Raw genomic sequence first — 26496 nt, 5'->3', positions numbered from 1 at the left:
TCGTCATTCCGGTCGACGCCGCAACGGCCGGTCGGACCGCCCCTGGAAAACGGCCGGACGCAACGGCCGCGTCACCGCAGTCAAAACGCCAACAGGCTGGCCGCGATCCCCTCCGGACCGAGGGCCAAACGCGCATAACCGCCGCCGGAAAGCGCCCCGGGGTTGATGATGACCGTCCTGCCGAGGGCATCGACCGCCCGTGATTCGTGGATATGCCCGGTCAGGCACACGGCCGGCTGGGTGCGTTCGATAAATTCCCGCACCGCCTTGCTCCCGACATGGGTGCCCGAGCCGACCACGTCCGTGGCCGTGCCGAAAGGCGGCGTATGGCAGACCATGACCAGATGCGGACAATGGGCGACCACGGCATGGGCGGCGGCAAGCCACTCGGCGATGCGCTCCTCGCCGGCCTCGCTTGGCGTGTGAAAGGGCGTCGGCGTGGACCAGCCGCAGCCGAAAAAGCCCACGCCCTGGGGCATGACCCGACCCGTGGCGTGAATGTTGATGCCTTCGGCGGTGAGGTAGGCGTCGACGCTTGCGGTGTCCATGTTGCCGATCTGGGCCAGGATGACGGGATTGCGCCGCCTCAGGGCCGCGATGACCGGCTTGGCCGCGGCGGCCGTGCCCTTGATGGTCAGATCGCCGCTGACAACGACCCCGGCCGCCAGCTCCAGGTCGGGTATGCGCGCAAGGGACGCGATATCGTCGTGTATATCCCCGATTCCGATGAAAAACGTTTCCTCGGTCATGCCCTCTCCCTCGATTTCGACCGCTGGCGCGCCCTTCCCCTGACGCCACCTCCCTGCTACTATGCTGCGGTTGTGCAAACAATGCAACCATCGACCGCCGCAGCCGCCGACAAGGACGCCCTGCGCCGCCATATGCTCGCCAGGCGCAAGGTCCAGGAGCCGGATGTCGCGGCCCGGGCCAGTCAGGCCGTGGCCAAGCAGGTGGAGGCCCTGCCCCGCTATGCCGCTGCCAAGGAAGTGTTGGCCTATCTGCCCATCCGGGGCGAGGTGGACGCCGGCATCCTGGTCCGCTCGCTTTTGGCATCGGGCCGACGGGTGCTTTTGCCCCGCTGCCGCCCCAATGCGCCCGGCGAACTCGATCTCGGCTGTCTGGCCAGCCTGGACGCGGCCGTGCCGGGCCGCTACGGCATCCTGGAACCGCCCCAGGACGCCTGCCTCCCACCCGACGCCTATTCCCCGGACGTTATTCTGGTGCCGGGCGTGGCCTTTGACATGCAGGGCGCGCGCCTGGGGTTCGGCGGCGGCTATTACGATCGCCTGCTCGCCCTGTCCATGGCGGCGGCGGCCCTGACCATCGGGCTGGCCTTCGCCTTCCAGCTGGTGACGCACCTGCCGGCCGACACCTGGGACCAGTCCGTGGACGTCGTGGTGACAGAACTTCAAACATACCGGTTTGACACATGAATTACATCCCCTTTGCATTTCCGGGACTGCCCGGCGTCGGCTGCGCCTTTGGCTGCGGCCCGGACACCATGGCCTTTACCGGCGCCTCCGACCCGGAAGAGGTCATCGCCACCCGGCACGCCTTGCGCGAGGAACTGGGTTTTTCCATCTGGCATTCGCTCAAGCAGGAGCACGGCGTCTACATGGTGTTCGAACCGGAATTCGACACCCTGGACCAGCCGAGCATCGAAACGGGCGACGGCATGGCCGAAAGCCGGCCCGGCCGGGCCCTGGCCATCAAGACCGCCGATTGCCAGCCGGTGCTTCTCGCCCACGAGTCGGGCAAATTCATCGCCGCGCTGCACGTTGGCTGGCGCGGCAACGTGGCCGACATGTGCGGCCGGGCCGTGCGCTCGTTTTGCGTGCGCTACGGGCTCGACCCGCGCGAACTTCTGGCGGTTCGCGGGCCGAGCCTTGGCCCGGGGGAAGCGGAATTTACCGCCTTCCAAAACGAATTCGGGGAAAAATTCCGCCCCTGGTACGATTACCGCACGCAGCGCATGGACCTGTGGCGACTCACGCGGGACCAGCTCGTCGCGGCCGGCCTCGACCGGGACCGTATCTACGGCCTCGATCTGTGCACCAAAAGCCTGCCGCTTTTTTTCTCCTACCGCCGCGACAAGACCACCGGCCGCCAGGCCAGCCTGATCTGGATCAAAGAAGAAGGCGTGTAAAAAGCCTCCCGGGGGGAAACCTTTCTGAAGAAAGGTTCTCCCCCCGGCCCCCTTTCCAAAGACTTTTATCAGGATGAAGTGTTGTTCGTATCACACTGTAGAAATTAAGAAGTTTAGGAAGGGGAGAGAGCGAGAGGGGAGAACCCTTTTTAAAGGGTTTCCCCTCTCGCACGTTCCTTTCCCAACCTAAAACTGAAAATTACCATTCTCGAAGAGCGAGAGGCAGGCGTCGACCACGTCGGCGTCATAGAGGCTGCCCCGGCCTTTCGCCAGTTCGGCCAGCGCGAGCTCCAGGCTCCAGGCGGAGCGGTAGGGTCGGTGGGCGGTCATGGCTTCGACCACGTCGGCCACGGCCAGGATGCGCGATCCGGGGTGCATGGTTTCGCGCGTGAGCCCGGCCGGGTAGCCGGAACCATCGCAGCGCTCGTGGTGCTCGAGCACCATGCGGGCCAGCGGCCAGGGAAAGGGAACATCCTTCAGGATTTCATAGCCGACGGTGCTGTGGTCCCGCACGATGCCCATTTCCATATCGGAAAGGGCCTCGGGCTTGGTCAGGATCTCCGAGGGCACGTGGATCTTGCCGATGTCGTGGACCAGCCCGGCCATGCGCACGCCTTCCCGTTCCCCATCGGAAAACCCGAGTTCCCCGGCCAAAGCGTCGGCCAGCCGGGACACGCGTTCCTGATGGCCGGCGGTAAAGGGATCACGCGTCTCCGACGTCACGGTCAGGGCGTTGACCGTTTCCGTGAGCGCCCGGCGCAGACCGTCCACGGACTCCCGAAGGGCCCGCTCCACATCCCGGCGACGGCTGATATCCCGAAAGACGAGCACCGTCCCGAGCGCCCGCCCCCTGTCGTCCACGATGGGCGAGGAAGTCTGCTCCACAGGCAGGCAACTCCCGTCCTTGCGGCACAAAAGCGCCACGTTCCTGGATTCCGGCCCGTCGGTGAGGTCGCCCTCCCCGGTGTCCCGGCGCGTTTTGTACAGCGTTGCCAGGTCGCGACCGAGAAGGCGCGCCGCCGACACCCCGAGCAGGGACTCGGCCATGGGGTTGGCGAAGCGCACCAGTCCCTCCGGATCGGCGGTGATCACCCCCTCCCCCAGATGGCGCAAGGTCATGGACGTCCACTGCTCGTTTTCGCGCAACCGCCGCTCCATCCGGGACTTGTACAGGGCGATGTCCAGGGCCGCGGCCAGCTCCCGATCCTCGAAAGGCTTGATGATGTAGCCGTAGGGGCCGGCCGCGCCGGCCCGCCGCAGCGTTTCCGGATCGGTGTGGGCGGTGAGGAAGACCACCGGCATGGCCTGTTCCTCCCGGATGCGCCCGGCCGTATCCACGCCGTCCATGGCGCCGTCCAGCACAATGTCCATGAGCACGACGTCGGGAGAGAGCTCCCGGGCCAGACGCAAGGCCTCTTCGCCGCTGTCGGCCGGGCCGTAGACGACATAGCCGAGCCGGGAAAGGCGCTTGGTCAGGTCAAGGGCCACAACGGCCTCATCCTCGACGATGAGGACCCGTGGGGTTTCGGATGTCATGGCGGGATTCTCAAACATGGCGGGATTCCCGGGAAGGACCGAGAATGTCCGACAAGGCATCGGGCAGGGCCTCGAAACGAAAGCGAAAGCCGAGTTCCACAAGCCGTGCGGGCACGGCCCGCACACCGCCCAGGAAAAGCTCCCGGGCCATCTCGCCAAGGGCCAGGCGCATGACCGCCGCCGGTATCCGCAGCCGGGCCGGACGGGCGAGCGCCCGCCCCACGGCGGCGGCGAACCCGTCCTGGGTGACGGCCTCGGGCGCGGCCAGGTTGAAGGGACCGGCAGCCGTTTCATGGTCGATCAGAAAACGGATGGCCGCGACTTCGTCGGCCAGGTGGATCCAGGGCAGATACTGCCGGCCGGAGCCGACCGGGCCGCCCAGAAAAAAACGAAACGGCGCGACCATCCGGGGAAGCGCCCCGCCTCCCGCGCCAAGAACCACCGCCGTGCGGATGACGGCCCGGCGCACTCCCAGCGTCTCGGCCCCGGCCGTGGACGCCTCCCAGCGGCGCGCCACCTCGGCCAGAAATCCCGTACCCGCCGGCGCGTCCTCGGCAACCGGCGTGTCCCCCCGGTCGCCGTAATAGCCCGTGGCCGAACCCTGGATGAGGACGTCCGGACGCGCGGTCGCCCGTGACAGGGCATCCATGACAGCCTGCCCGGCATCGAGCCGGCTGCCCAGGATGCGGCCCTTGCGCGCCTCGGTCCAATAGCCCGAGGCGATATTTTCCCCTGCCAGGTTGATCAGGGCCCGGGCATCGCCCAGCAGATGGGCCCACCCGTCCCCGGAGCGGCCGTCGAAGGGAACGTAGGTAACCCCTGGAGAAGACCCACGACCCGAAGCCCTTCGGGAAAGCACGACGACCTCGTGCCCGTCCCGAACAAGGGACCGGGTCAGCGCCCGGCCGATAAAGCCCGTGCCGCCGGTGATCACTACCCGCATGGAGGTCCTCCTTCCCGCGATTTATCGGGAAATCCTGGCCCATTATACGAAAAGTGGTAGCAAAGGCAACCGATGCGACGGGTTTTAATACGTAAAGTCAAGCTGGTAGGAGACAGGCGTGGCGGGGTCAAAAGGCCAGAAGAAAAGTCCTTTTTTGACCCAGGGCGAAACATCCAGGCGGGCCAGCGACAGCTCCAGGGTCAGCACGTACGTCTGGCCGCGTTCCAGCCGGTCCCAGGAACCGAGGTCGATCAGGATTTCGTTCCAGGCCTTGCGGAAAAGTGCGGGCAGATCCCGGTCCGCCATGGAGCCCTGGCCGGGCAGACTGATGGCGAAGTCGCCGCCCTTGAGCCGGCGCAATTCGCTTTCGAAGCGGGCGTGGCTGACTTCCTTGTTCCAGACGTAATCGCGCTTGACGGCGAGTTTGGCCTTGCAGATAAGCTCCAGCCGCTCGCCCTCCAAAAGCGCCTGCCTGATGTGCTCGATTCCCGTGGGCTCCACGCCGAAGCGCACCCGTATTTTCCCTTCGAAATTATTGAGCACCAGGTTGCTTAAAAGCAGTTCCTGGGCAAAAGCCGTCCCCGCGGCCAGAGCCGACGCCATGAAAAGCGCCATCAGCAAGCAGACGCTTTGCCGAAGGCGGCGGCGAACGGGGTTACAAAACGGCATGCCTCTCCCTTTCGGGTTGTAAAACAGTGGTGCGCCATTTGGCCTAATCCAAGCCGACCACTTTGACAATAACCGCAGCCCTGGGCTAACAGCCGGCCGACGCCCGGCCGCTTCCGGGAGAAACGCCCATGAAACCCGTACGCCTCTTCGTCGTCGGAGCCGCCAAGGCCCCCTATTTTCGTGACGCCGCCGCCCATTACCTGACGGCGCTGCGGCGCTACCTGCCGGCCGAGGAATACGTGGCGCGCGACGCCAAGACGTCCGATCCCGACCGGCGCAAGGTCGAGGAAGGCAAGACCCTGCTGGCGAAAATTTCCCCGCGCGACTTCGTGATCGTGCTGGACGAGGGCGGACGGTCGCTTCCCTCACGTGAACTGGCGACGCGTCTGGCGGCCTGCATCGAGGACCCCGGCCGGGCCCCTTGCTTCGTTGTTGGCGGCGCGTATGGCCTGTCGCGCGACGTGCTTGGCCGGGCCGACCTGACCCTGGCCCTCGGCCCCGGCACCCTGCCCCACGAGCTGGCCCGGGTGGTGCTTTACGAACAGCTTTACCGGGCAGCGGCCATCAACGCCGGAGCCCCCTACCACCACTGACATTTTTCCCAGGCAAAAGGCGGACCCCATGCCCTTTCCCCTTCTCGACCAGAACTATCTGGACAAATTGCGCCATTATTTCGAATCCGGCGACCTGGTCTTCGACTTTGAAAACGCTTCGGAAGCCGACAAGGGGGAGATCCTCGATTTCCTGGAATCCCTCATGGACCTGTCCGATCTCGCCGACGCCACGGCCACCCGGCTCATTTTCAAGGACGCCTACATGGACGCCGTGGAGCAGGAAAAAAGCGAGAGATGACGCGTCCTGCCGGCGCTGGGGTAGCTTACGCCCGCGGCCAGCTCCCAGCCCGGCGGCGTCTTTTCCCCGGTCGTGGCCTCGCCGGTCATGGTCACAACCGCCAGGGGGTCCGGCACCAATTCCCGGCATATTTCCAGAAACCGGGGCCAGGGAGCGAAGGCGCGGCTGACGCACAAGACGAACGCGCCCGGATGGCCGGCCAGAATGTCCGGCACGGTGCGCTCCACCCGTCCCTCGGCCACATGCATCCCGGAAAGACCAAGCCTTGCCGTCACCTCGGCCAGAAACACGCACCGCTTTTGCCGGGACTCGAGCAGGTAATACGGCCCCCGGTTGAAAAAAGGCCGCAGGCCGATGCCGGGCAGCCCCGCCCCGGCTCCGAAATCCAGCCCCACCACGGGCGCGTCTCCCGGCGGCAGTACGTTTTTCGCTTCGGGACCGGCCAGGAAATCGGCCAGATGCCAGGAGTCGGCCACAAGGGTTTCCAGCATGGTCGGCCAGTCCTGCGGCCCGACCAGGTTGATCCTGCGCCGAAAGCGCGTGAGAAGCTGCAGGTAGCCGGCAAGCATCGTCGCCTGGTCCGGCGAAAGTTCCCGTCCGAGTGTCGCGGCGGCCACGGCCACGGCGGCGGCATCGGGCGTCGTATCGCTTTGCGGCATGCGTATCCCCCATTAAATTGACCGTTGCACATTTGAGCCCATTGCTCTACCAATCGCGGCCTAAATGACGCGAAAAATCTCTAAGGAGAGGCGAACGTGAGCGCAACCGAAAACCGCCTGGCCGTGCTTTTTCCCGGCCAGGGTTCGCAGGAAAAAGGCATGGGCCGGGCCCTGGCCGAAGCTTCCGCCGACGCGGCCGAACTGTGGCTTCTGGCCGAAAAGGCCTCGGGGCTTCCCCTGCGCGAGATCTATTGGGAGGGCGACGAAACGGCCATGGCCGACACCCGCGCCCTGCAACCGGCCATGACCGCCGCCACCCTCGGGCTGTGGCTGGCGCTTCGCGATAAACTTTCCGGCGTGGTCGGCTTTGCCGGGCACAGCCTTGGCGAATATGCCGCCCTGGCCGCTTCGGGCATGCTCGAGGTGCCGGCGGCGCTGGAGCTTACCAGCCTGCGTGGCCGGCTCATGGCCGAGGCCGCCGGCGGCGACGGCAAGATGGCCGCCGTGCTCAAGCTTTCCCTCGAGGCCATCGAGGACGTGGTGGCCACGGCCCAAAACGATACGGGCAAGCTGCTGGTGATCGCCAACTACAATTCCCCGGGTCAGTTCGTCATTTCCGGCGAGGCCGAAGCGGTCGCGGCGGCCGCCGAACTGGCCAAGGCGCGCAAGGGCCGGGCCATTCCCCTGGCCGTCAGCGGCGCGTTCCATTGCCCGCTTATGGCCGAGCCGGCCAGGGAGCTGGAAAAGGCCCTGCGCAAGGCCGGGCTGCGCGCACAAACCACGGCCCCGGTCTTTTTCAACGTGACCGGCGCGGCCGAGAGCGATCCCGGCAAGGCGCTGGAGCTCATCTGCCGCCAGATGACCTCGCAGGTGCGCTGGATCGACACCATGGCCGCCTTGCACGCGGCCGGGGCGCGCACCTTTGTCGAGCTCGGCCCCAAAAACGTCCTGACCAAGCTCGCTTCCGCCAATCTCAAGGACGCCGGGGGCGAATACGCCGCCGTGTCCATAAACGACCCGGCCGGCGCGGCCGCCCTGGAGGCTTGAGCCATGCGGGCAACGGAGCATCTGCGCGGGCTTTTGGAAGAAGCCCTGGCCAAGCGCGGCATCGCCTGGCCGGTCAAGACCACCATCGAAGCGCCCCGGGACAAATCCCATGGCGACCTGGCCACCAACGTGGCCATGATGGCCTCCAAGGAGGCCAAGCTGCCGCCTCGCCAGCTGGCCGGGGAACTGCGAGAGGCGCTTGTGGCGGCAAGTCCCGATCTGGCCGACGTGGCCGTCGCCGGGCCGGGCTTTATCAACGTGACCTATACGCCGGCCTTCTGGCAACGCACCGTCCTCGACGTGGCTGCCGACGGCGAAGGCTACGGCCGGCTCGCCATCGGCGCGGGAACGAAAATCCAGGTCGAGTTCGTTTCGGCCAACCCGACCGGGCCCCTGCACATCGGCCATGGCCGGGGCGCGGCCGTGGGCGACAGCCTGACCAGGGTGCTGCGCGCGGCCGGGTTCACCGTCGAAACCGAGTATTATATTAATGATGCCGGTCGCCAGATGCGTATCCTCGGCCAATCCATCCTCTACCGCTGCCGGGAACTGGCCGGAAAGGACGTGACCGAGCCCGAGGATTACTACCGGGGAGACTACGTCAAGGACCTGGCCAGGGAACTGCTCGACCGTGAGGGTGAGGCCCTTCTCGCCATGCCCGAGGACAAGGCCACCGACATCTGCCGCCTGTACGGCGAAAAAGAGATCCTGGACGGCATCAAGAAGGATTTGCGGGACTTCCGGGTCGGCCACGACGTCTGGTTTCCCGAATCCAAGCTCCTTGCCGCCGGGGCCGTGGCCCGCACCTTCGACGATCTGCGGGCGAAAAATCTCGCCTACGACAAGGATGGGGCCCTGTGGTTCGCCACCACCAACTTCGGCGACGACAAGGACCGCGTGCTGGTCAAATCCGGCGGCGACCTCACCTACTTTGCCTCGGACATCGCCTACCACGACGACAAGTTCCACCGGGGCTTCGACGTGGTGGTGGACATCTGGGGCGCGGACCATCACGGCTACGTGCCGCGCATGAAGGCCTGCGTGGCCGCCTTGGGGCGGGATCCCGAAACGAGCCTCAAGGTCATCCTGGTCCAGCTCGTCAACCTGCTCAAAGGCGGCGAGCAGATCGCCATGTCCACCCGGGCCGGCAAGTTCGAAACGCTTGCCGACGTGGTGGCCGAGGTCGGGGCCGACGCGGCCCGGTTCATGTTCCTTTCGCGCAAATCGGACAGCCATCTGGACTTCGACCTGGACGCCGTGAAAGAAAAGTCGATGGACAATCCGGTCTACTATGTCCAATATGCCCATGCCCGGGTCAAATCGGTTTTCGCCAAGGCGGCCGAACGCGGCGTGGCGTGCCGCCCGGCCACGCCGGAAAAGCTCGCCCGGCTGGATACCGCCGAGGACCTGGAACTTTTAAAGCTCCTGGAGCAGTATCCCGACACCGTGGCGGCGGCGGCCCGGACCTTCGCCCCGCATCTGGTCAGTTTTTACCTGCGCGACCTGGCCGGCCAGCTCCACCACTACTACGCGGTCAACCCGGTCCTGACCGCCGGGGATGAAGAACTCATCGAGGCGCGGCTGGCCCTGCTTGGCGCCGTGGCCACGGTGGTGCGAAACGGGCTCGACCTGCTCGGCGTGTCGGCCCCGGACAAAATGTAGGCATTGCTTTGACGCCCCGGCCCGCGCGGCGGCGACTTTGGCCAAGGAATCCCATGTCATGAAGCTGCTCAACAGATTAAGCGTCACCCAGGAACGCGGTGGCCCACGCAAGTTCTCCTTCGAGATGAGCATGTCCGGCCTCATCTCCGTCGGTATCGTGGTCGTGCTTGGCATGTGCTGGGTGTTCATCCTCGGCATCCTGGTCGGCCGGGGCTACCGGCCCGAGGCGGCCGTGCCCCAGATCGCCCAGATGATGCCCACCACCGAAACCGCCCAGCCGGGAGGTGCCGCCCCCGCCGAACCGCCCAAGGTGCTCAAGCCCGAAGAACTCCAGTTCATGGAAGGCTTGCAGGGCAAGGACGGCACGGTGGTGACGGATTCCACCCAGAAATCCCCGGTCGACGGGAAGAAAACGGCTGGTCCCCAGGGCCATGACCTGCCCGACGCCAAGGTCGCGCCGATGGGCACCGCCACGGCGGCCACCTCCATTCCCGCGCCGCCGCCGGTGCCCCCGGCGGCCAGGGTCGTGCCGCCCGCACCGACCAGGATCAAGGCGGAACCGGCAAAGGCCAAGGCGGAACCGTCCAAAACCAAGGCCGAACGCGCCGCCGACAAAAAAGAGTCCGGCCGCTTCACCGCCAGCTACCAGGTGGCCTCCTTCAAGACCAAGGAGCAGGCGGACAACATGATCAAGGAGCTTTCCCGCAAGGGCCTGTCGGCCTCCATTCGTGAGGGATCGGCCGGCAATCGCAAGCTCTTTCGGGTGGATGTGAGGCTAAAGGGGACCGAGTCGGAGATCGCCGCCGAGCTCAAGCGGACAGGCGAAAAAGGTCCTATACTTCTCGGCAAAAAACCCTTATGAGGATTGCCCGCTTTCGCGGCAAAACAGATTAAAGAGGACCGCCCATGATCCCAGGCTCTTTCGTCCCCACCAAGGCGTTTTTCACCAAAGGTGTCGGTCGCCACAAAAACAAGCTGCAATCTTTCGAGCTTGCCCTGCGTGAAGCCGGTATCGAAAAACTCAATCTGGTCTATGTGTCGAGTATTTATCCGCCGCATTGCCAGTTGATCACCTTGGACGAAGGCGTCAAACTGCTCAATCCCGGCCAGATCACCTTTTGCGTCATGGCCCGTAACGCCACGGACGAGAAAAACCGCCTTGTCGGCTCGGCCGTCGGGATGGCGTTTCCGGCCGACAAATCCAACTACGGCTACATCTCCGAGCACACCGCCTTCGGTTCTGAGGAGCAGGAAATCGGCGACTTCGCCGAGGACCTCGCCTCCACCATGCTCGCCACCACGCTCGGCATCGACTTCGATCCGGAGACCGCCTACGACGAACGCCGCCAGATCTACCTCATGAGCGGCAAGATCATCGATTCGGCCTCCATGCCCTGCGTGACCACCGGTGACACCGGCATGTGGACCACGACCATCTCGGCGGTGGTGTTCATTCCCTAACCCCATGCGCTCCCTGGGAATATATCCCTCCGGGCCGGCGGTCGCGCCCTCACTGGAGATCCGGTGATGGACACGGCCGCCCGGGCTCGGGAAATTCTCCGCCGGCTGCGCCCTCTCTACCCCGGCCTGACGCCGGCCCTGCACTACGTCAGCGCCTACGAGTTGCTGGTGGCCACGGTTCTGGCCGCCCAATGCACGGACGCCCGCGTCAATCTGGTCACCCCGGACTTTTTCGACCGCTGGCCCGATCCGGCCAGTCTGGCCCGGGCCGAAGTGGCCACGGTGGAGGAGGTCGTGCGCTCCACCGGCTTTTTCCGCCAGAAAGCCAAGAATCTGGTGGCTGCGGCGAAGCGCATGGTCGAGCACTATGGCGGGAGCGTTCCCGACACCATGGAAACCCTGACCTCGCTTCCGGGCGTTGCCCGCAAGACCGCCAACATCGTGCTCTCCAACGCCCTGGGCAAACACGAGGGCATCGCCGTGGACACCCACGTCCGCCGGCTGTCCTTTCGCCTGGGCTTGACGTCCTCGGACAACCCGATCATCATTGAAAAAGATCTGATGCCGCTTTTCGACCGCAAGGACTGGGGGGACGTCAACCACCTGCTCGTCCTGCACGGCCGGGCGGTATGCAAGGCCCGCAAACCGCTTTGCGACGCCTGCGTCCTTGATACCATCTGCCCCAAAATGGGACTTTGACCCAACGCGTCCGCTTGCCGCCGCCTCCTTTTGCGTGCGGCGGGACGGGACGTCCGAGGCGCAACATGCCAGCCGCAACCGTGCTTCCGCCATCCTCCGGACGCGATCGCCTGATTCTCGGCGTCGTGTTTCTCCTCTCCGGCGCATCGGCCCTGCTTTTCGAAACGCTGTGGCTGCATCTGGCCGGACTGGTTTTCGGCGTCAGCGTCTACGCCAGCGCCCTGGTCCTTTCGAGCTTCATGGGCGGTCTGGCCCTCGGCAACGCGCTCATTTCCCGCTTCGGCCGCGACGTGCTCGACCCGGTACGCTTTTACGCCGCCATGGAACTGCTGGTCGGGGTGTGGGGGCTTCTGCTCGTTTTGTGCTTCCCCATGCTGTCGGTCTGGCTCGGGGCCATGCTGAGCCCGGCGCTGGGCAAGCCCTTTTTGCTCAATACCCTGCGCTTTTCCTTTTCCTTCCTGCTCTTTTTGCTGCCGGCCACGGCCATGGGCGCGACGCTGCCGCTTTTGGTCAAGGCCCTCACCCGCCGTCCCGGGGAGTTCGGCCGGGTGCTCGGCCGGCTCTACGGCGTCAACACGCTCGGGGCCTGTCTTGGGGCGTTGGCCGGTGAAACGCTGCTCATCGCCCCCCTGGGCCTTTCCGGCACCGGCATGGTCGCGACCGGGCTCAACGTGCTGGCCGCGGCCGGCGCGCTCGGCGTAGCCCGGCACTTCCGGGAGGAACCGGCCCGGGAGACCGCAGACGACAGGCCGGCGATCAGACCGCTGACCGGCCGGGCCAAACGACTTCTCGCCGCCGGGTTTCTGGCCGGAGGGGCCTTTTTGGCCCTCGAGGTCGTCTGGACGCGGTTTCTCCAACTCTTCGTGCGCTCGACCAGTCTGGCTTTTGCCGTGATGCTGGCCGTGATCCTGGCCGGCATCGGCCTTGGCGGCATGTTCGCCGGCTGGTGGCTACGCCGCGAGGCCGACGGACGCCGGGTCACCGCGCCGTTGGTCCTGCTTGTCGGAGCGGCCGCCCTGCTCTCCTTTCGCCTGTTCGAATCCGCCGCCGACCTGTCGTTTAGCGTCTACCAGACTCTGGACTGGCGCTATGTGACGGCGCTGTCCCTGGCCTTGATGTTTCCGGCCGCGTTTGTCTCGGGCATGGTCTTCACCACACTCGGCGAGGCCTTCCACCGGGAGGTCGGCGACCGGGCCCGCTCGGCCGGGCTGGTGGCCATGGCCAACACGCTCGGGGCCATGGCCGGGCCGCTGGTGGCCGGGTTCATCCTCATTCCGGCCGTGGGCATGGAACTGAGTCTTTTTATCCTGTGCGCCCTTTACATCCTGCCGGCGCTCCTTTGCGCCGGGCGGGTCGAGCCTTGGCCGTCGCCGCGCACCAGCCGCTTCCTGCTGGCGTCCGGATTCGCCTTCGTGCTTTTCCTGGCCATTTTTCCCTTCGGGGCCATGCGCGGCTATTTGAACCGCGCCTGCGCCGACTTCATCAAGGACGGGGAGAAGGTGGTGGCCACCATCGAGGGCGTCACCGGCACGCTGCAATACCTCCGTCAGGACTACCTGGGCGAGCCCTACGCCTACAGGCTCGTCACCGACGGCTACTCCATGTCCTCCACGGACCGCAGCGCCAAGCGCTACATGAAGCTTTTCGGTTATTTCCCGGAAGCTACTTTGCCGAACCCGAAAACGGCGCTGCTCATCTGCTTCGGCACGGGCTCCACGGCCTCGGCCCTGGTCGAGGATCGCCGGCTCACCTCCATCGACGTGGTGGACATCTCCCGCGACGTGCTGCGCGGGGCGAGTATCGTCTACCCCAAGCCGGAGCGAAATCCCCTGGAGGACCCCCGCGTGGCCAGCCACGTGGAGGACGGCCGCTTTTATCTGCTGGCCACCCCGAAGAAATACGACATCATCACGGCCGAGCCGCCGCCGCCCATGATGGCCGGCGTGGTCAACCTCTATTCCCGGGAATACTTCCAGCTCATGCGCGACCGCCTAAACGACGGCGGCATGGTCACCTATTGGCTGCCGGTGTTCGAGATTTCGCCTGCCGACGCCAAGGCCATTCTCAAGGCCTTTGCCGACGTCTTCGAGCATACCTCGCTTTGGACCGGCGACAACTTCAACTGGATGATGGTGGGCGTCAAAAAGCCCAAAGGCCCCAAGCCGGCCGCGGATTTTGCCAAGCCCTGGGAAGCGCCGGGCACCGGACCGGGGCTGCGCCACATCGCCGTGGAAAAGCCGGGCCAGCTCGGCGCGCTTTTTATGCTCGACGGCAAAGCCCTCGCCGACTATCTCGGCGGCGCCAAGCCGCTGACCGACAACTATCCCAAGCGGCTGCGCGGCTATCCCGAAAGCCCGCAGATGCAGCAGCAATACCTGGCCGACCACAACAAGCTCCTCGACGCCCTGGCCTCCAAGGAACGTTTCGAGCATTCCGCCGAGGCGGCGCTGCTTTTGCCCCAGGCAATACGGGAGAAGGCCGACGGCTGGTTCGAGACCCAGCAGGTCATGAATACCTACTTGAACAACATGCTCACCCCGCCGCCGCCGCTGCCGGCCGTCAACTACGTCCTGTCCGGGACGGACCTGCGCGTGCTGCCCTTGTGGCTCATGAAATCCGACGCCAAGAAGCAGGCCATCGTCGCCCGGGTGCTGGAACACGGCATGGAGCCCACAGCGGAGACGGAATTCCAGCTCGGCATCAAGGCCCTGGCCGACCGCGATTACCTGCTGGCCGATGCCAAGCTCAAGCGCGCCCAGGAGATGGGCTATCCGAGCAATCTGGCCCCGGCCCGGGTCTACGTGCTGTGCATGGCCGGGCAACTCTCCGAAGCCGAGGACCTGGCCGGCAGGGCCTTCCAGACCGCGAAAGCCACGGCCGGGGCGCGCCGGTACATGGAGTGGCTGGCCCAGACCTTCGGCTTCAAAAGCCCGTTTTGACCGGGCGGCCCGTCACGCCGATCCGCTGACGGGCCGCCATCGCGTTTGCGGGTTCTGCCCGAGAAACGCCTCGCGGCCACTACCGGCGGCATCCGGACCGCACCCTGCAAAAGTGCCCTGTCGCCAGAAACGAGCGCACCAGACTTGATCCGCCTTCCGTCCGCATCACTCATAGACAGAATCTATTACAACGCCGCAGAAAGATTATATCATTCGATTTGACCAGCCCGGGGCCGACGGGGCTATGCTCCTCGCCAAAAGGAGCATTGCCATGGAAATCACGCTCGACTGCCGGGGATTGGCCTGTCCGGGACCGGTATTGCGCTGCAAGGAATGCGTGGAGGCGGAAGACCGGCCGCAGACGCTTGCCGTCACCGTGGACAATCAAGCGGCCCGGGAAAACGTCACCCGTTTTCTGGGCATGCGCGGCTACGCCGTCACGGCGACCGAAAAGGACGGTCTTTTCGTATTGCGGGCCACGTCCACGGGCGAGGCCGTGCCGCCGCCCCAACCCGCCACCGCCGGCACGCCCCGGGAAAAAGTCGACAATCCCAAGACCGCCGTCTTCATCACGGCCGACACCGTGGGCCGGGGCGATCCGGAACTCGGCGCCAAGCTCATGGTCAATTTTATCGCCACCCTGCCGGAACTGGGCGAGGGCCTTTGGCGCATCATCCTGGTCAACGGCGGGGTCAAGCTGGCGGTCGCCGGCAGCCCGGTCCTGCCCAAGCTCAAGGCCTTGGCCGAGGCTGGGGTCTCCATCCTGGTCTGCGGCACCTGCCTGGACTTTTTCGGCATCCTGGAGCAAAAGGAGGTCGGTGAGACAACGAACATGCTCGACGTGGTCACAAGCCTCGATCTGGCCGACAAGGTCATCCAGATATAGTCGCTTGGGCGGTGTCACCGCCCACCACAGCTTCCCGCCCCATGCGGCGCGTGCGGACGCAGGCCGGCCGTTTGCGCATCCGTCCATCTTGTAGCGACATAACGCCTATCGGAAAGTCCATGCAGGAAGACGCAGCAACGACATATTTTTTGCCGCCAGAGCGTCTGGGGCAGGACGCGATTTTGCGCATCGCCCAGGAGATCGCCAATTCTCCGGCCGCCATCTCCCTGGCGCTCGTGCCGCTGGCGGTGACTATTCTAAACGACACCCGGCAGATCGTTTATGCCAACATGCGGTTCGTCCGTTTGGTCGGCGTCCAGGACACCGGTGAAATCCTCGGCATGCGCCTGGGGGAGGCTCTTGGCTGCGCCCATGCCGTCGAGCTTCCCGGCGGTTGCGGCACCACCCGCTTCTGCCAGTATTGCGGCGCGGCCAGGGCCATCGTCAAAGGCCTTGAAGGCGAACACGCCACCCAGGAGTGTTCCATAGACCGTTTGACGCCGTCGCATCTCGAGGCCCTCAACCTGCAGGTCTGGACGGCCCCCATGGCACAGGGGCAACACCAGCTGGTGCTGACGTCCGCCCTCGACATCGCGCATGAAAAGGCCTTGCGCAATTTCGAGCGCCTCTTTTTCCATGATATCCTGAACGCCGTGTCCGGCATCAAGGGCATCCACGACCTTATCACCCTGGAACTGCCGGACAACCAAACCCAGGACCTCGATCTGCTGCGCCGGGCCATAAACGACATCCAGGACATCGTGGAAACCCAGCGGGACTTCCTGGCCGTGGAAGCCAAGGAATACCACTATGCCCGCACCGGCCTCGAGACGCTGGAAATCCTGCATTATCTGGCTGCCTATTGCCAGTCGTTCAACCACGAGCCCAAGCGCGTCCTGTCCGTCGATCCCGATTCGCCCTCGCTTGCCTTTGCCTCGGATTCCCGCATCATCCAGCGCATCATGGTCAACATGATCAAAAATGCCCTGGAGGCCTCGGCTCCGGGCGAATGCGTGACGCTTGGCTGCGCGCCCGGCGAGGATGGCGGCGTGGTTTTCTGGGTCCACAATCCGGCCGTCATGCCCGAAGAGACCCGCATGCGTCTTTTTCAGCGGGGATATACGACCAAGGGCGTGGGCCGTGGTTTCGGCACCTACGGCATGCGGCTTTTCGCCCAGGAATGTCTGGGCGGCGACGTGGATTTCACCTCCGCTCCGGGTGCGGGAACCCGGGTTTTCCTGCGGCTTCCGGGCTGACCCATGGCTGACGACACGGGTGTGCGCCTCAACAAGGCGCTGGCCGAGGCCGGAGTCTGCTCCAGGCGGCAGGCCGACGCGCTGATCGCCGCCGGCCGAGTCGCGGTCGACGGCAGCGTGGTCACGGAACTCGGACGCAAGATCGATCCTTCCCGGACGCGCCTGACCGTGGACGGCAAGGACATCAGCAAGCCGGACAATGCCGCGCCCCTGACCATCATGCTCCACAAGCGGCCGGGCTGCGTCACCACCGCCCGCGATCCCGAGGGACGTCCCACCGTCTTCGACGCCCTGCCGGAAGCGTACCGTAAAAGGCGCCTCTTTTCCGTGGGCCGATTGGATTTTTTTTCCGAAGGACTGCTGCTTTTGACCACCGACGGGGAACTGGCCTACCGGCTGGCCCATCCCCGCTGGCACGCGCCCAAGCGCTACATGGTCACCGTGCGCGGCCACATCGTCCCCGATGCGATCAAGGCCATGGGACGCGGCATGCGGCTGGCCGAGGGGGAAGAGCTTGCCCCGATCCGGGCCCGCATCACCAAGCGGCTGGCCGCCGATCGCTTTATCCTGGAGATGGAACTGCGCCAGGGAATCAACCGCCAGATCCGCCGCATGTGCCGCGACCTGGGGCTCACCGTCCTGACGCTCGTGCGCGTCGCCCAGGGCCCCCTGGAACTGGGGAGGCTGGCTCCGGGAAAATGCCGGGAACTGACCGGGGAGGAACTGGCCGCATTGCGCCGCTCCGTCGGTCTGCCCCTCGACGCCGCCAAAGCCCCCCCCCGGACGCCTCGCCAGGCTACTTGAGGTCGCGCTCCTTGGCCGGGGCGTTGTCGTGGACCTTGGCGTCCCTGGGCGGCGTGAAGGTGAAGAGGCTGTCGGCGAGCTTGGGGTTGACCGCCACGCCGGTGAGCGTCAGGTCGTTGGTGTTGGCGTAGAAATCCTGAATGAAAATGCGGGCGATCATGTCCGTTGACAGATCGACCCAGACCCGGGCCATGACCAGCCCCGGTTCGGGCTCGCGCGGGGCCAGATCCAGCACGGCCTGTCCCGGGCCGGCATCCGACGCCTTGCCGGCGGCCACAAAGAAATCCTCGGTCAGGTTGGCCTTGCCCGTCAGAAACCGCAGCATGGTCTTGGAGCTGATGATCTCCTTGACCGCATAGCGGTAGGCCTCCTTGTCCTCCTCGAAATAATCCCAGACGGCATCCTTGCCGACGATGAGCAGCTCTTTTTCGGGCTTGACCGTCTCCCAGCGCACCAGCACAGGCTTCTTGAAGAAAAACGAGCCCGACCGGTGCTCGGTGTCGCCGCTGGCCGCGTTGCGGATGGCCTGGGTGAACGAGGCGGAAAAGGCGTTTATCGTGGCGTATTTCTTCTGGATGCGACCGGCCAGCTCCGTCGGGTCCACGGCCCGGGCCGTGGCGGCGGTGGCCAATACGAAACAGGCGGCAAGGAACAAGGCGCGTTTTTTCATGGTGTGTCCGTGGTGGAGGGGGAACTGGGGGAGGGAACCCCTTTTTGCAAAAAGGGGTTCCCTCCCCCAGACCCCCACCCTCCCCCAAAACTCTTCAAGGGGGCTGTGTGCTCTCCGTTCCCATGAGGACCCGGTCGCACTTTTAAAAGTTTTTTGAAGGGGGTCCAGGGGGAAACTTTTTTCAAAAAGTTTCCCCCTGGCCGCCGGAGGCATTCCCCTATTCCTTATTCCGAATAACGGCCCGGGGTTTGCTGCCCTCCTGGGGGCCGAGCAGCCCGTCACGCTCCATCTGTTCGATGAACCGTGCCGCCCGGTTGAAACCGATGCGAAAACGGCGCTGGATGAGCGAAATGGAGGCCTTGCCCTGCTCCATGACGAATTCCACGGCCTGGGGATAGACGGCGTCCGAAGCGGTGTCGTCGCCGCCCTCGCCGCCGCCGAAGTCGCCGCCGCCATTGCCGTCGGCGCTTTTTTGCCAGTCGCTGAAATCCAGGGCGTAATTGGGCGCGGCCTTGCTCTTCCAATGCTCGATCACCGCCGCCGCTTCCTCGTCCGAGACGAACGCGCCGTGCATGCGTGTGGTCTTGCCGCCGCTCGGCTTATAGAGCATGTCGCCGCGCCCGAGCAAATATTCCGCGCCCACGGCGTCGAGAATGGTGCGCGAATCGTGCTTGCTCGTCACCTGGAAGGCGATGCGGGTGGGGAAGTTGGCCTTGATGAGCCCCGTGACCACGTCCACGCTTGGGCGCTGGGTGGCCAAAATAAGATGGATGCCGGCGGCCCGGGCCAGCTGGGCCAGGCGCACGATGCTCACTTCCACTTCCTTGGCCGCGGTCATCATGAGGTCGGCCAGTTCGTCGATGACGATGACGAGATAGGGCAGCGGTTCGAGTCCCGCCAACTCCTCGGGCCGGTTGTCCCCGAGCTTGGCCAGCTTTTCGTTGTAACCGGCGATGTTGCGCACGCCCAGAAGCGCCATGGCCTCGTAGCGGCGGTCCATATCGGCCACGGCCCAGTCCAGGGCGGATTTGGCCATGGCCGTCTCGGTCACCACCGGATGCACCAGATGGGGCAGGTCGTTGTAGACCGAAAGCTCGATGCGCTTGGGGTCGACCAGGAGCAGCTTCACCTCGTCGGGCGTGGCCTTGTAGAGAATCGAAAGCAGGATGCCGTTGATGCACACGCTCTTACCCGAGCCGGTCGCGCCGGCCACGAGCAGATGCGGCATGCGGGCCAGGTCGGCCACCTGCGGCCGCCCCTGGATGTCCTTGCCGATGGCCAGGGTCAATTTCGAGGGCGAGGCGCGGAAGGCCTCGGTGTCGAGCACATCGCGGAAATAGACGGTCTGCCGCCGGGCGTTGGGGATCTCGACGCCGACGGTATCCTTGCCCGAGAGGGGCTCGATGCGAACGGCCAGGGCCTTCATGGCCAAAGCCAGATCCACCGAAAGGCCCACGATACGGCTGATCTTGACCCCGGGCGCGGGCTTGACCTCGAACATGGTGACGACCGGCCCGGGGATGACCCGGGTGACCTCGCACTGGATGCCGAAGTCACTCAGGCACGTGATAAGGCTTTCGGCCTGTCGGCGGCAGACTTCCGGGTCGGCCGGCGCGGCCTCGGCCGGCGGCGGCACGGAGAGCAGGTCCAGCGGCGGCATGGGATTGTCGTCCGCAGTGGACTTCCTGGCCGGGGCCTTGGCCGCACGAGCCGGCGCGGGCTTGGGCGCGGCAGGGATGACCGGCTCCGCAGGCTGCGGCGAAGGAGCCGGCCTGGGGACGGCCGGTGGCGCGGCGGGCGGTTCGTCATGCCGGGCGACCTGCCCGACAATGGCGTCGAGAAAGCGGTCCACGGCCTCGGTCGGAGCCTGTGCGGCCGTGGCATCGACGGCCGGCGCATTCTTCGGGGCGGGCGGACGTTTTTCCCTGGCCGGCTTTTTCTCGCGCCCAGGGGACGGTGAGGCCTCTTCCCGGGCCAGACGTTCCTCCCGCGCGGCCTCCCGAGCCTGGACTCGCGCCTCGCGCCAAGCCTGCCAGGCATCATAAAGCTGCCAGCCTTTTTCCTTGGCCACATCCAGCACCGGCCGCCAGAAATTGGTCCAGGTGAGGCCGAAGGTCACCTGGATCGCGGCGATCAGGGCGAACGTCAGGAAAAAGTAGGCGCCAAACGAGCTCAAGTAACGATTCAAGAATCCGAACAGATGCTGCCCGGCGCCGCCGCCGCCCCGCACATTGCCGAGGCTTAGGCCGAAAAGTCCCCAGGGCGACCCCAGAAAGGCCAGCAGCACAAGGCTCAGGAAAAAAGCCCCGAGCCCACGCCAGAACGGGACCTTGAGGCCCGGGGCCAAGAACCGCAGTCCCCGCCAGGCGATGGCCAGGGGGACCAGATAGGCCCACAGGCCGAACAAGTCGGCCAGAGCCCCCCCCACGTACGCTCCCACCAGCCCGGCCTTGTTGGCCACGACACGACGGGTGACGGACTGGTTGAACCCGGGGTCGCCGTCGCTCATGGTATAGAGCGCGACGCACAGAAAGGCGGCCACGAAAAGCGCGGCCAACCCGACAAGCTCGCGGGAGAGGCGAAAACCGCCGGGAGCATCCTTCCCGGCGTCCTTGTTATTCCCGGCCAATGTACTCGCCCGTGCGGGTATCCACCTTGATCCTGTCGCCGGTGTTGACGAACAGCGGCACGTTGACCGAGATGCCCGTTTCGAGAGCGGCCGGCTTGCTGGCGCCGCTGACGGTGTCGCCCTTGACCCCGGGCTCGGTGTCGGTCACCTCGAGCGTCACCGAGGCCGGCAGGTCGATGTCCAGGGGCTGGCCCTTGTAGAGGAGCATCTTGAGTTCCATGCCGTCCTTGAGGTAGCCGCCCTTCTCGCCCAGGTGATCGTTGCCCACGTGCAGCTGCTCGTAGCTCTCCATGTCCATGAACACGAATTCCTCGCCGTCATGGTAGAGGTACTGCATGTCCTTGCTCTCGAGGTCGGGCTTGATCATCTTTTCGCCGGACCGGAAGGTGTTTTCCACCACCCGGCCGTTGATCATATTCTTGAGCTTGGTGCGGATAAACGCCCCACCCTTGCCGGGCTTGACGTGCAGGAAGTCCACGATTTCGTAGGGCACGCCGTCCATTTCGATTTTGAGTCCGCGACGGAAGTCGGTAGTGGAAAGCATCGTATCTCCTTAGATGAAGTTGGGATTTTCGGTGATGTGCCGCCACAGGGCGATGACGGCCAGGGCGTAACTGGTCAGCCCGAAACCGGCGATGCAGCCGATGCAGTTGCGGCCGATCAGGCTCTTGTGGCGCAACGGCTCGTCGGTGCGGGCAAAAATATTGGAAATGTGCACCTCGACGCAGGGAATGCCGATCCAGGCCAGGCAGTCGGCCAGGGCAAGGCTCGTATGGGTGTAGGCCCCGGCGTTTAAGACGATGCCGTCCAGCCCGTCCTTCCAGGCCTGCTCCAGCCGGTCGATGCAATGCCCTTCGCTGTTGGCCTGATGAAACTGCAATTCCAGGCGCTGGACGCTATCGCCAAGCATTTCCCGGACCATTTCCGGCAGGTCCTCGATGGTGCGATGGCCGTAGATTTCCGGCTGCCGCACGCCAATAAACCCAAGATTGGGACCGTTTAACACCAGCAATCGGACCTTGCGCATGCTGCTTCCTTCATTCTGTTGGGCGCATCCTCCGCCTTGACGGGGGCAACCGGGCCGGTCACAAGGCACGGATGGACAACGCCACGGAAAAAACACGTACGGAACTCAGTCTCGCCCTTCTGGCCACCGCCTACCTGACCGACCAGATCCCTGTGGTCGATGCGCCCCAGGTCGCCCTGGCCGGCCGGTCCAACGTCGGCAAATCGACGTTGGTCAACTGTCTGGCCGGCCGCAAGGGGCTGGCCAAAATCAGCGCCACGCCGGGCAAGACCCGAAGCCTCAACTTCTACATGGCCCAGGCCGCCGGCTATTGCCTGGTCGATCTGCCGGGTTACGGCTACGCCCGCTGCTCCTTGGCCGAGCGGGCAAAATGGGCCAAGCTCATCGATGCCTATCTCAAAAAGACCAGTCAGTTACGGGCCGTGACCGCCCTTGTCGACTGCCGCCTGCCGCCCCAGCGCCTGGATGTGGAGCTGGTCGACTGGCTACGGTCCCGGCACATACCTGTGCTCCTGGTGCTGACAAAGGCCGACAAATGCAAGCAGCGCGACCGGGAAGCCCGAAAAAAAGAGTGGCGGGAACTGGCGCGACCCGCCTTCCCGCCGATTCTTTTTTCCGGCAAGACCGGGCTTGGCCGGGAGGCGCTTTGCCGCGTCCTGGCCGAAGCCGCCCTTAGTCCCGACCCGGCTCCTTGCGTTCCTTGAAAAAATCGTCCAAGAACGCCGCGTTCTTGGGACCGAGATTGAACTGTATGGCCGCCTTTTCGCAAAGCGCGGCCAAGGGTTCATCGGTTTCGGCACGTTTTGCGTCGACCCATTTGACCGCGCGTCGCATGAGTTCGCCCTGGGGCATGATCGTGGCCATGAAGCCTCCTTGCTCGGTCCCAAGACATACACGAGCACAAGCCGGCTTGCAACTTGCCCGGCCATCGGGTAGAGCCGCCCGGATACAGGATATTCCCCGCCAGGAGCAGCTTTTCCCATGACCGAATCCCTTGCCGCCACCATCCTCGGCCTTGTCGAGGGAGCGACCGAGTTTTTGCCCGTGTCCTCCACCGGCCATCTCATTCTCGTCGGCCATCTCATCGGGTTCACCGGAGCCAAGGCCGACAGTTTCGACGTCATTATCCAGCTCGGGGCCATTCTGGCCGTGGTGGTGCTCTACTGGAAACGCTTCTGGTGGCTGCTTTCGCCCAAGCCGCTGCACGCCTTTTCCGGCCCGCGCGGCTTGTGGATGCTTTTTCTGACGTCGCTGCCGGCCGGGCTTTTGGGGCTGGCCAGCCGCAAGGCCATCAAGACCTATCTCTTCGGGCCGACCACCGTGGCCATGGCCCTGGCCGTGGGCGCGCTCATGATCTTCTGGGTGGAAAGCCGCAAGAAGCGGGACCGCTTCTATACCCTCGACGAGATGACGCCGGGACTGGCGCTTGGCATCGGCTGCTTCCAATGTCTGGCGCTCTGGCCGGGATTCTCGCGCTCGGCGGCCACCATCATGGGCGGCATGCTGCTCGGGGCCAAGCGCGGTCTGGCCGCGGAATATTCCTTCATCGCCGCCGTGCCGCTGATGTTCGCGGCCACGCTGTACGACTTCTACAAGAGCGCGGCCCTTTTTTCCGCCGACGATCTGTGGATTCTAGGCATCGGCTTTGTGGTGTCGTTTCTCTCCGCCCTGGTCGCGGTCAAGGGCTTTATCGTGCTGGTCAAGCACATGTCGCTTCGGCCCTTTGCCTGGTACCGGTTGGCCCTGGCGGCGACGGTCTTTTTCTTCTGGCCGAAATAGGGGTTGCGAAATTTTCCACGAAAAAGGCTTGCCAAGGCATGCCGGATCGGCTAAAGACTCCTTTCTCCGCTGCCGGAGACATCTGGCGAGGTAGCTCAGACGGTTAGAGCATGCGGCTCATATCCGCAGTGTCGGGGGTTCAATTCCCTCCCTCGCTACCAAGAAAATCAGGGGCTTACGAGAAATCGTAAGCCCCTTTTTTCTTTTTCCCATATTTATTCCTGAGTTAGTTGGCCAAAAGTGGGCCAAATGGGCTGGCGAAAATGGCCGGCTCGGGCGCTGGGATAAAAAAACGGGCTGGGGTGGCCCGTTTTTCTTTTGGGCTCCCCTGCCAGCCCCCTTGGCTGTTGTACTAAAAAAAGTACACCTCTCTTCATGGACAAGCGACTTCAAGCCCACTTCTATCGGACCCCGTCGGGCAATGAACCCGTTTGGGACTGGCTCAAGGGCTTGAACAAGGATCATCAGCGGCTTGCCGGCGACGATATTTTTACCGTCGAGGTCGGATGGCCCATCGGTATGCCCACATGCCGGCCCATGGGCAGCGGGATTTTCGAGGTCCGCACCGATTTTCCCAACGGTACGATTGCCAGGGTTCTTTTTTGTGTCGAAAGTGGTTGCATGTATTTGCTAGATGGGTTTGTCAAAAAGACGCAAAAGACACCTCAATCGAATTTGGAGCTTGCCAAAGACAGAAGAAAAAAATCTTGGCATCTCTTAAACTGGAGGGCAGCTATTATGACAACCGAAAACAATAACTGTATCGGCTCATCTTTTGACGATTTTTTGAAAGAGGAAGAAATCTACGAAGAGTGCGAAGCTACCGCAATCAAGCGCGTTATCGCTTGGAAGCTTCAAAATTACAAGGAATCACGCAACATCAGCAAGACTGCTGTTGCCAAAATGATGGGTATAAGTCGTTCATTCGTAGATAAGATTTTGGACGAAAAGAATACTTCTATTACTCTGTCCACTATACTGAAAGTTGGTAAGATCGTGGGAAAGCCTGTTCGTTTTGATTTCGGGGAAAGCTGCACGGTGTAATGCTCATTTATTTTTCGAGGCTCGGAGCAAGAGAAACCACCTAGACCTCGGAAAGACATACCTAGCTCGGGACATACAATGACTGAAGTAAGCAGTCTCCGGTCCCGGGGAATCTCATCCCAGGTCAGACACATCGTCCCCTGCTAACCACCCTGATGGCCGAGAATGGCACTCTTTGATCCCTGATTGTCATTCGCTGGCAGGTCAGGAGGATGGACGTTTGTACAAAAAAGGATATAACATAGTAAGAGTCTTTCTTGTCTTGCCAAGAACCGACAGGATGGGCGCTGCCGCGCCGGGAAATGACAATGCCCCATCTCGCAGAAGCAATTTTTCGACCGGCCTTGAGAGGGCTGCAAGGGCTTGCAATCCTTCTTCTCGCGGCGTTTGTCTTGCCCGCCCACGCCGCGAAGACGCATCCGGTGCGTGAGACGAGGGACTCCGGGCCGGTCCTCCCTGCTGGAGCCCAGGCCGCCGGGGAAAAAGCCGAGGCCGACATCGGCGTCTATCTCAAGGAAACAGCTGAAAAAAACACACGGCTCAAGGCCGCATTTCAGCGTGTCCAAGCCGCCCTGGAGCGCGTTCCCCAGGAGATGTCCCTGCCCGATCCCCGGTTCACCTTCGGCTATTTCATCGTGCCCGTGGAAACCAGGGTCGGCCCGCAAAATGCCCGCCTGGGCCTGACCCAGACTTTGCCCTGGATCGGCAAGCTGATCGCCAAGGGCGACGCGGCGGCCGCTTTGGCTGATGCCGAAAAAGCCCGGTTCGACGCACTGCGCCTTTCACTGTTTTATGAGGTAAAAAAGACCTATTTCGAATACGCCTACCTGCTACGGGCCATTGCCCTGACCAAGGAGAACAGGGATCTGCTCGATTACCTGGAAGGCGTGGTCAAGGCCCGTTACACGGCGGGCCTTGCCGGCTATGGCGACCTCCTCGGCATCCAGATGGAACGCGACAAACTCGATGATCGCTACCGCTCCCAGGAAGACTTGCGACATCCCCTGGCCGCAGCCTTGAATGCCGTCATGAACCGGCCCGTGGAGGCTCCGCTTCCCGACGCGCCGGACATTCCGGTCATGCGGGTCACGCTTGACGACACAAAGCTGCTGGCGGCCCTCAATGACCGCAATCCGCAGCTCAAGGTCTACGACTACCTGGCCAAGAAAGAAAAGATCGGCGGTTCACTGGCCCGGATGGACTTCATCCCGGATCTGACCTTCGGCATCGAGACCATCATCACCGGTCCCTACAGTTATTACGTCTCCCGCTACGACGCGAGCAGCCAGAAGATGACCTCGCCCTCCCCGCCGCCGCGCGACTCGGGCAAGGACGCCTGGGTGGCCTCGGTGTCGCTGAATATTCCCTTGTGGATTGGCAAGCGAAGGGCCGCCATCCGGGAGGCCAAGGCCCGGGAGACAGCCGCCGTGGCCGATCGGGAGGGTTTGGCCGAGAAGCTTGCGGCCGATCTCAAGCTCGCCCTGTACAACTACCGCGACGCCGCCCGCAAAATCGAGCTGTACCAAAAGGTTCTGATCCCCAAAGCCCAGCAGACCCTGGCCGCCATGTTGGCGTCCTACCAGGCCGGCCGGGCCGGATTCGCCGACCTCGTCAACACCCAGCGCAGCCTTCTCGAATTCGAACTCAACCACATCCGTGCCCTGGCTACCCAGGCCCAACGCCTGGCCGAGATCGACATGCTCGTGGGCGAGGACGTGTCCTACACGGTCTATGGTTCCCTGCAATCGCTGAGCGCCTATTCGGGGTCCGTCAAATAACCTCGGCCAG

Annotated in this window: 27 protein-coding genes and 1 tRNA gene; 18 read left to right on the top strand and 10 right to left on the bottom strand. The window is 64.1% G+C overall.

Annotated features, from left to right (window positions below; genetic code table 11):
- Positions 1-80 precede the first annotated feature (80 nt).
- Positions 81-749 (bottom strand): metallophosphoesterase family protein, encoded by a 669-nt coding sequence (locus tag K9F62_15585; GenBank protein ID UJX40111.1) that lies wholly within the window; start codon positions 747-749, stop codon positions 81-83.
- 81 nt (positions 750-830) lie between these two features.
- On the opposite strand from K9F62_15585, the gene K9F62_15580 reads away from it, so the two are divergent.
- Both K9F62_15580 and K9F62_15575 read left to right on the top strand, forming a co-directional pair.
- A complete protein-coding gene (locus tag K9F62_15580) occupies positions 831-1433 on the top strand; it encodes a 5-formyltetrahydrofolate cyclo-ligase (GenBank protein ID UJX40110.1) in 603 nt (200 codons plus the stop codon).
- Entirely contained in the window at positions 1430-2146 is a 717-nt protein-coding gene (locus K9F62_15575; protein ID UJX40109.1) for a polyphenol oxidase family protein, read from the top strand. Before K9F62_15580 ends, K9F62_15575 begins: the two co-directional genes overlap by 4 nt.
- 186 nt (positions 2147-2332) lie before the next feature.
- On the opposite strand, the gene K9F62_15570 is transcribed toward K9F62_15575, so the two are convergent.
- The 3 genes from K9F62_15570 to K9F62_15560 all read right to left on the bottom strand — a co-directional run bounded on the left by K9F62_15570 (position 2333) and on the right by K9F62_15560 (position 5294).
- Positions 2333-3682 carry a response regulator gene (locus K9F62_15570; protein UJX40108.1) on the bottom strand — a complete coding sequence of 450 codons (1350 nt, stop codon included), beginning with the start codon at positions 3680-3682 and terminating at the stop codon, positions 2333-2335.
- 10 nt (positions 3683-3692) lie between these two features.
- Complete coding sequence (locus K9F62_15565) at positions 3693-4625, bottom strand: TIGR01777 family oxidoreductase (GenBank protein UJX40107.1); 933 nt, start codon at positions 4623-4625, stop codon at positions 3693-3695.
- 84 nt (positions 4626-4709) lie between these two features.
- Positions 4710-5294 (bottom strand): DUF4390 domain-containing protein, encoded by a 585-nt coding sequence (locus K9F62_15560; GenBank protein UJX40106.1) that lies wholly within the window; start codon positions 5292-5294, stop codon positions 4710-4712.
- A gap of 128 nt (positions 5295-5422) precedes the next feature.
- Here K9F62_15560 and K9F62_15555 point away from each other — a divergent pair, with 128 nt between their 5' ends.
- The gene (locus K9F62_15555) at positions 5423-5887 is read left to right on the top strand and encodes a 23S rRNA (pseudouridine(1915)-N(3))-methyltransferase RlmH (protein UJX40105.1); all 465 of its coding nucleotides are present in this window, start codon (positions 5423-5425) and stop codon (positions 5885-5887) included.
- Between the two features lie 28 nt (positions 5888-5915).
- Positions 5916-6146, top strand: coding sequence for a hypothetical protein (locus K9F62_15550; protein ID UJX40104.1), 231 nt, complete (start codon positions 5916-5918; stop codon positions 6144-6146).
- Here K9F62_15550 and K9F62_15545 read toward each other — a convergent pair.
- Positions 6107-6805, bottom strand: a complete 699-nt coding sequence (locus K9F62_15545) for a class I SAM-dependent methyltransferase (GenBank protein UJX40103.1) — start codon at positions 6803-6805, stop codon at positions 6107-6109. The two genes, K9F62_15550 and K9F62_15545, sit on opposite strands and share 40 nt — an antisense overlap.
- Before the next feature lie 96 nt (positions 6806-6901).
- On the opposite strand from K9F62_15545, the gene K9F62_15540 reads away from it, so the two are divergent.
- The 9 genes from K9F62_15540 (at position 6902) to K9F62_15500 (ending at position 17559) form a co-directional block, all read left to right on the top strand.
- The gene (locus K9F62_15540) at positions 6902-7852 is read left to right on the top strand and encodes an ACP S-malonyltransferase (GenBank protein ID UJX40102.1); all 951 of its coding nucleotides are present in this window, start codon (positions 6902-6904) and stop codon (positions 7850-7852) included.
- Between the two features lie 3 nt (positions 7853-7855).
- Positions 7856-9514: an arginine--tRNA ligase gene (gene argS, locus K9F62_15535; protein ID UJX40101.1), complete on the top strand. Its 1659-nt coding sequence runs from the start codon at positions 7856-7858 to the stop codon at positions 9512-9514.
- 58 nt (positions 9515-9572) lie between these two features.
- Entirely contained in the window at positions 9573-10376 is an 804-nt protein-coding gene (locus K9F62_15530) for an SPOR domain-containing protein (GenBank protein ID UJX43225.1), read from the top strand.
- Between the two features lie 44 nt (positions 10377-10420).
- Positions 10421-10975, top strand: coding sequence for an arginine decarboxylase, pyruvoyl-dependent (locus tag K9F62_15525; GenBank protein UJX40100.1), 555 nt, complete (start codon positions 10421-10423; stop codon positions 10973-10975).
- Between the two features lie 66 nt (positions 10976-11041).
- Positions 11042-11674 (top strand): endonuclease III, encoded by a 633-nt coding sequence (nth, locus tag K9F62_15520; protein ID UJX40099.1) that lies wholly within the window; start codon positions 11042-11044, stop codon positions 11672-11674.
- Between the two features lie 65 nt (positions 11675-11739).
- Positions 11740-14613, top strand: coding sequence for a fused MFS/spermidine synthase (locus K9F62_15515; GenBank protein UJX40098.1), 2874 nt, complete (start codon positions 11740-11742; stop codon positions 14611-14613).
- A gap of 271 nt (positions 14614-14884) precedes the next feature.
- Positions 14885-15499, top strand: a complete 615-nt coding sequence (gene yedF, locus K9F62_15510) for a sulfurtransferase-like selenium metabolism protein YedF (GenBank protein ID UJX40097.1) — start codon at positions 14885-14887, stop codon at positions 15497-15499.
- Between the two features lie 119 nt (positions 15500-15618).
- Positions 15619-16755 (top strand): HAMP domain-containing histidine kinase, encoded by a 1137-nt coding sequence (locus K9F62_15505; protein UJX40096.1) that lies wholly within the window; start codon positions 15619-15621, stop codon positions 16753-16755.
- A 3-nt stretch (positions 16756-16758) separates the two neighbouring features.
- Positions 16759-17559, top strand: coding sequence for an rRNA pseudouridine synthase (locus K9F62_15500; GenBank protein UJX40095.1), 801 nt, complete (start codon positions 16759-16761; stop codon positions 17557-17559).
- Here K9F62_15500 and K9F62_15495 read toward each other — a convergent pair.
- The 4 genes from K9F62_15495 to K9F62_15480 form a co-directional block, all read right to left on the bottom strand.
- Positions 17552-18229, bottom strand: coding sequence for an outer membrane lipoprotein carrier protein LolA (locus tag K9F62_15495; protein UJX40094.1), 678 nt, complete (start codon positions 18227-18229; stop codon positions 17552-17554). The genes K9F62_15500 and K9F62_15495 overlap by 8 nt on opposite strands.
- Positions 18230-18446: 217 nt before the next feature.
- Complete coding sequence (locus K9F62_15490) at positions 18447-20858, bottom strand: DNA translocase FtsK 4TM domain-containing protein (protein ID UJX40093.1); 2412 nt, start codon at positions 20856-20858, stop codon at positions 18447-18449.
- Entirely contained in the window at positions 20845-21402 is a 558-nt protein-coding gene (efp, locus tag K9F62_15485; protein ID UJX40092.1) for an elongation factor P, read from the bottom strand. Before efp ends, K9F62_15490 begins: the two co-directional genes overlap by 14 nt.
- Positions 21403-21411: 9 nt before the next feature.
- Positions 21412-21885: a 3-dehydroquinate dehydratase gene (locus K9F62_15480; protein ID UJX40091.1), complete on the bottom strand. Its 474-nt coding sequence runs from the start codon at positions 21883-21885 to the stop codon at positions 21412-21414.
- 71 nt (positions 21886-21956) lie between these two features.
- On the opposite strand from K9F62_15480, the gene yihA reads away from it, so the two are divergent.
- The gene (gene yihA / locus K9F62_15475; GenBank protein UJX40090.1) at positions 21957-22589 is read left to right on the top strand and encodes a ribosome biogenesis GTP-binding protein YihA/YsxC; all 633 of its coding nucleotides are present in this window, start codon (positions 21957-21959) and stop codon (positions 22587-22589) included.
- Here yihA and K9F62_15470 read toward each other — a convergent pair.
- Positions 22558-22749 carry a hypothetical protein gene (locus K9F62_15470; GenBank protein UJX40089.1) on the bottom strand — a complete coding sequence of 64 codons (192 nt, stop codon included), beginning with the start codon at positions 22747-22749 and terminating at the stop codon, positions 22558-22560. The two genes, yihA and K9F62_15470, sit on opposite strands and share 32 nt — an antisense overlap.
- 117 nt (positions 22750-22866) lie before the next feature.
- On the opposite strand from K9F62_15470, the gene K9F62_15465 reads away from it, so the two are divergent.
- The 4 genes from K9F62_15465 to K9F62_15450 all read left to right on the top strand — a co-directional run bounded on the left by K9F62_15465 (position 22867) and on the right by K9F62_15450 (position 26486).
- Positions 22867-23664: an undecaprenyl-diphosphate phosphatase gene (locus K9F62_15465; GenBank protein UJX40088.1), complete on the top strand. Its 798-nt coding sequence runs from the start codon at positions 22867-22869 to the stop codon at positions 23662-23664.
- Positions 23665-23748: 84 nt separating this feature from the next.
- Positions 23749-23825, top strand: a tRNA-Met gene (locus K9F62_15460).
- Positions 23826-24039: 214 nt separating this feature from the next.
- Positions 24040-24708 (top strand): type II toxin-antitoxin system RelE/ParE family toxin, encoded by a 669-nt coding sequence (locus K9F62_15455; protein ID UJX40087.1) that lies wholly within the window; start codon positions 24040-24042, stop codon positions 24706-24708.
- 422 nt (positions 24709-25130) lie between these two features.
- Positions 25131-26486, top strand: coding sequence for a TolC family protein (locus tag K9F62_15450; protein UJX40086.1), 1356 nt, complete (start codon positions 25131-25133; stop codon positions 26484-26486).
- Positions 26487-26496: the final 10 nt, after the last annotated feature.

This window comes from Desulfovibrio sp. JY, from assembly GCA_021730285.1.
Classification (GTDB): Bacteria; Desulfobacterota; Desulfovibrionia; order Desulfovibrionales; family Desulfovibrionaceae; genus Solidesulfovibrio.
The sequence above is the reverse complement of the archived record's forward strand: the minus strand, read 5'-3'. Positions and strand labels throughout refer to the sequence as shown.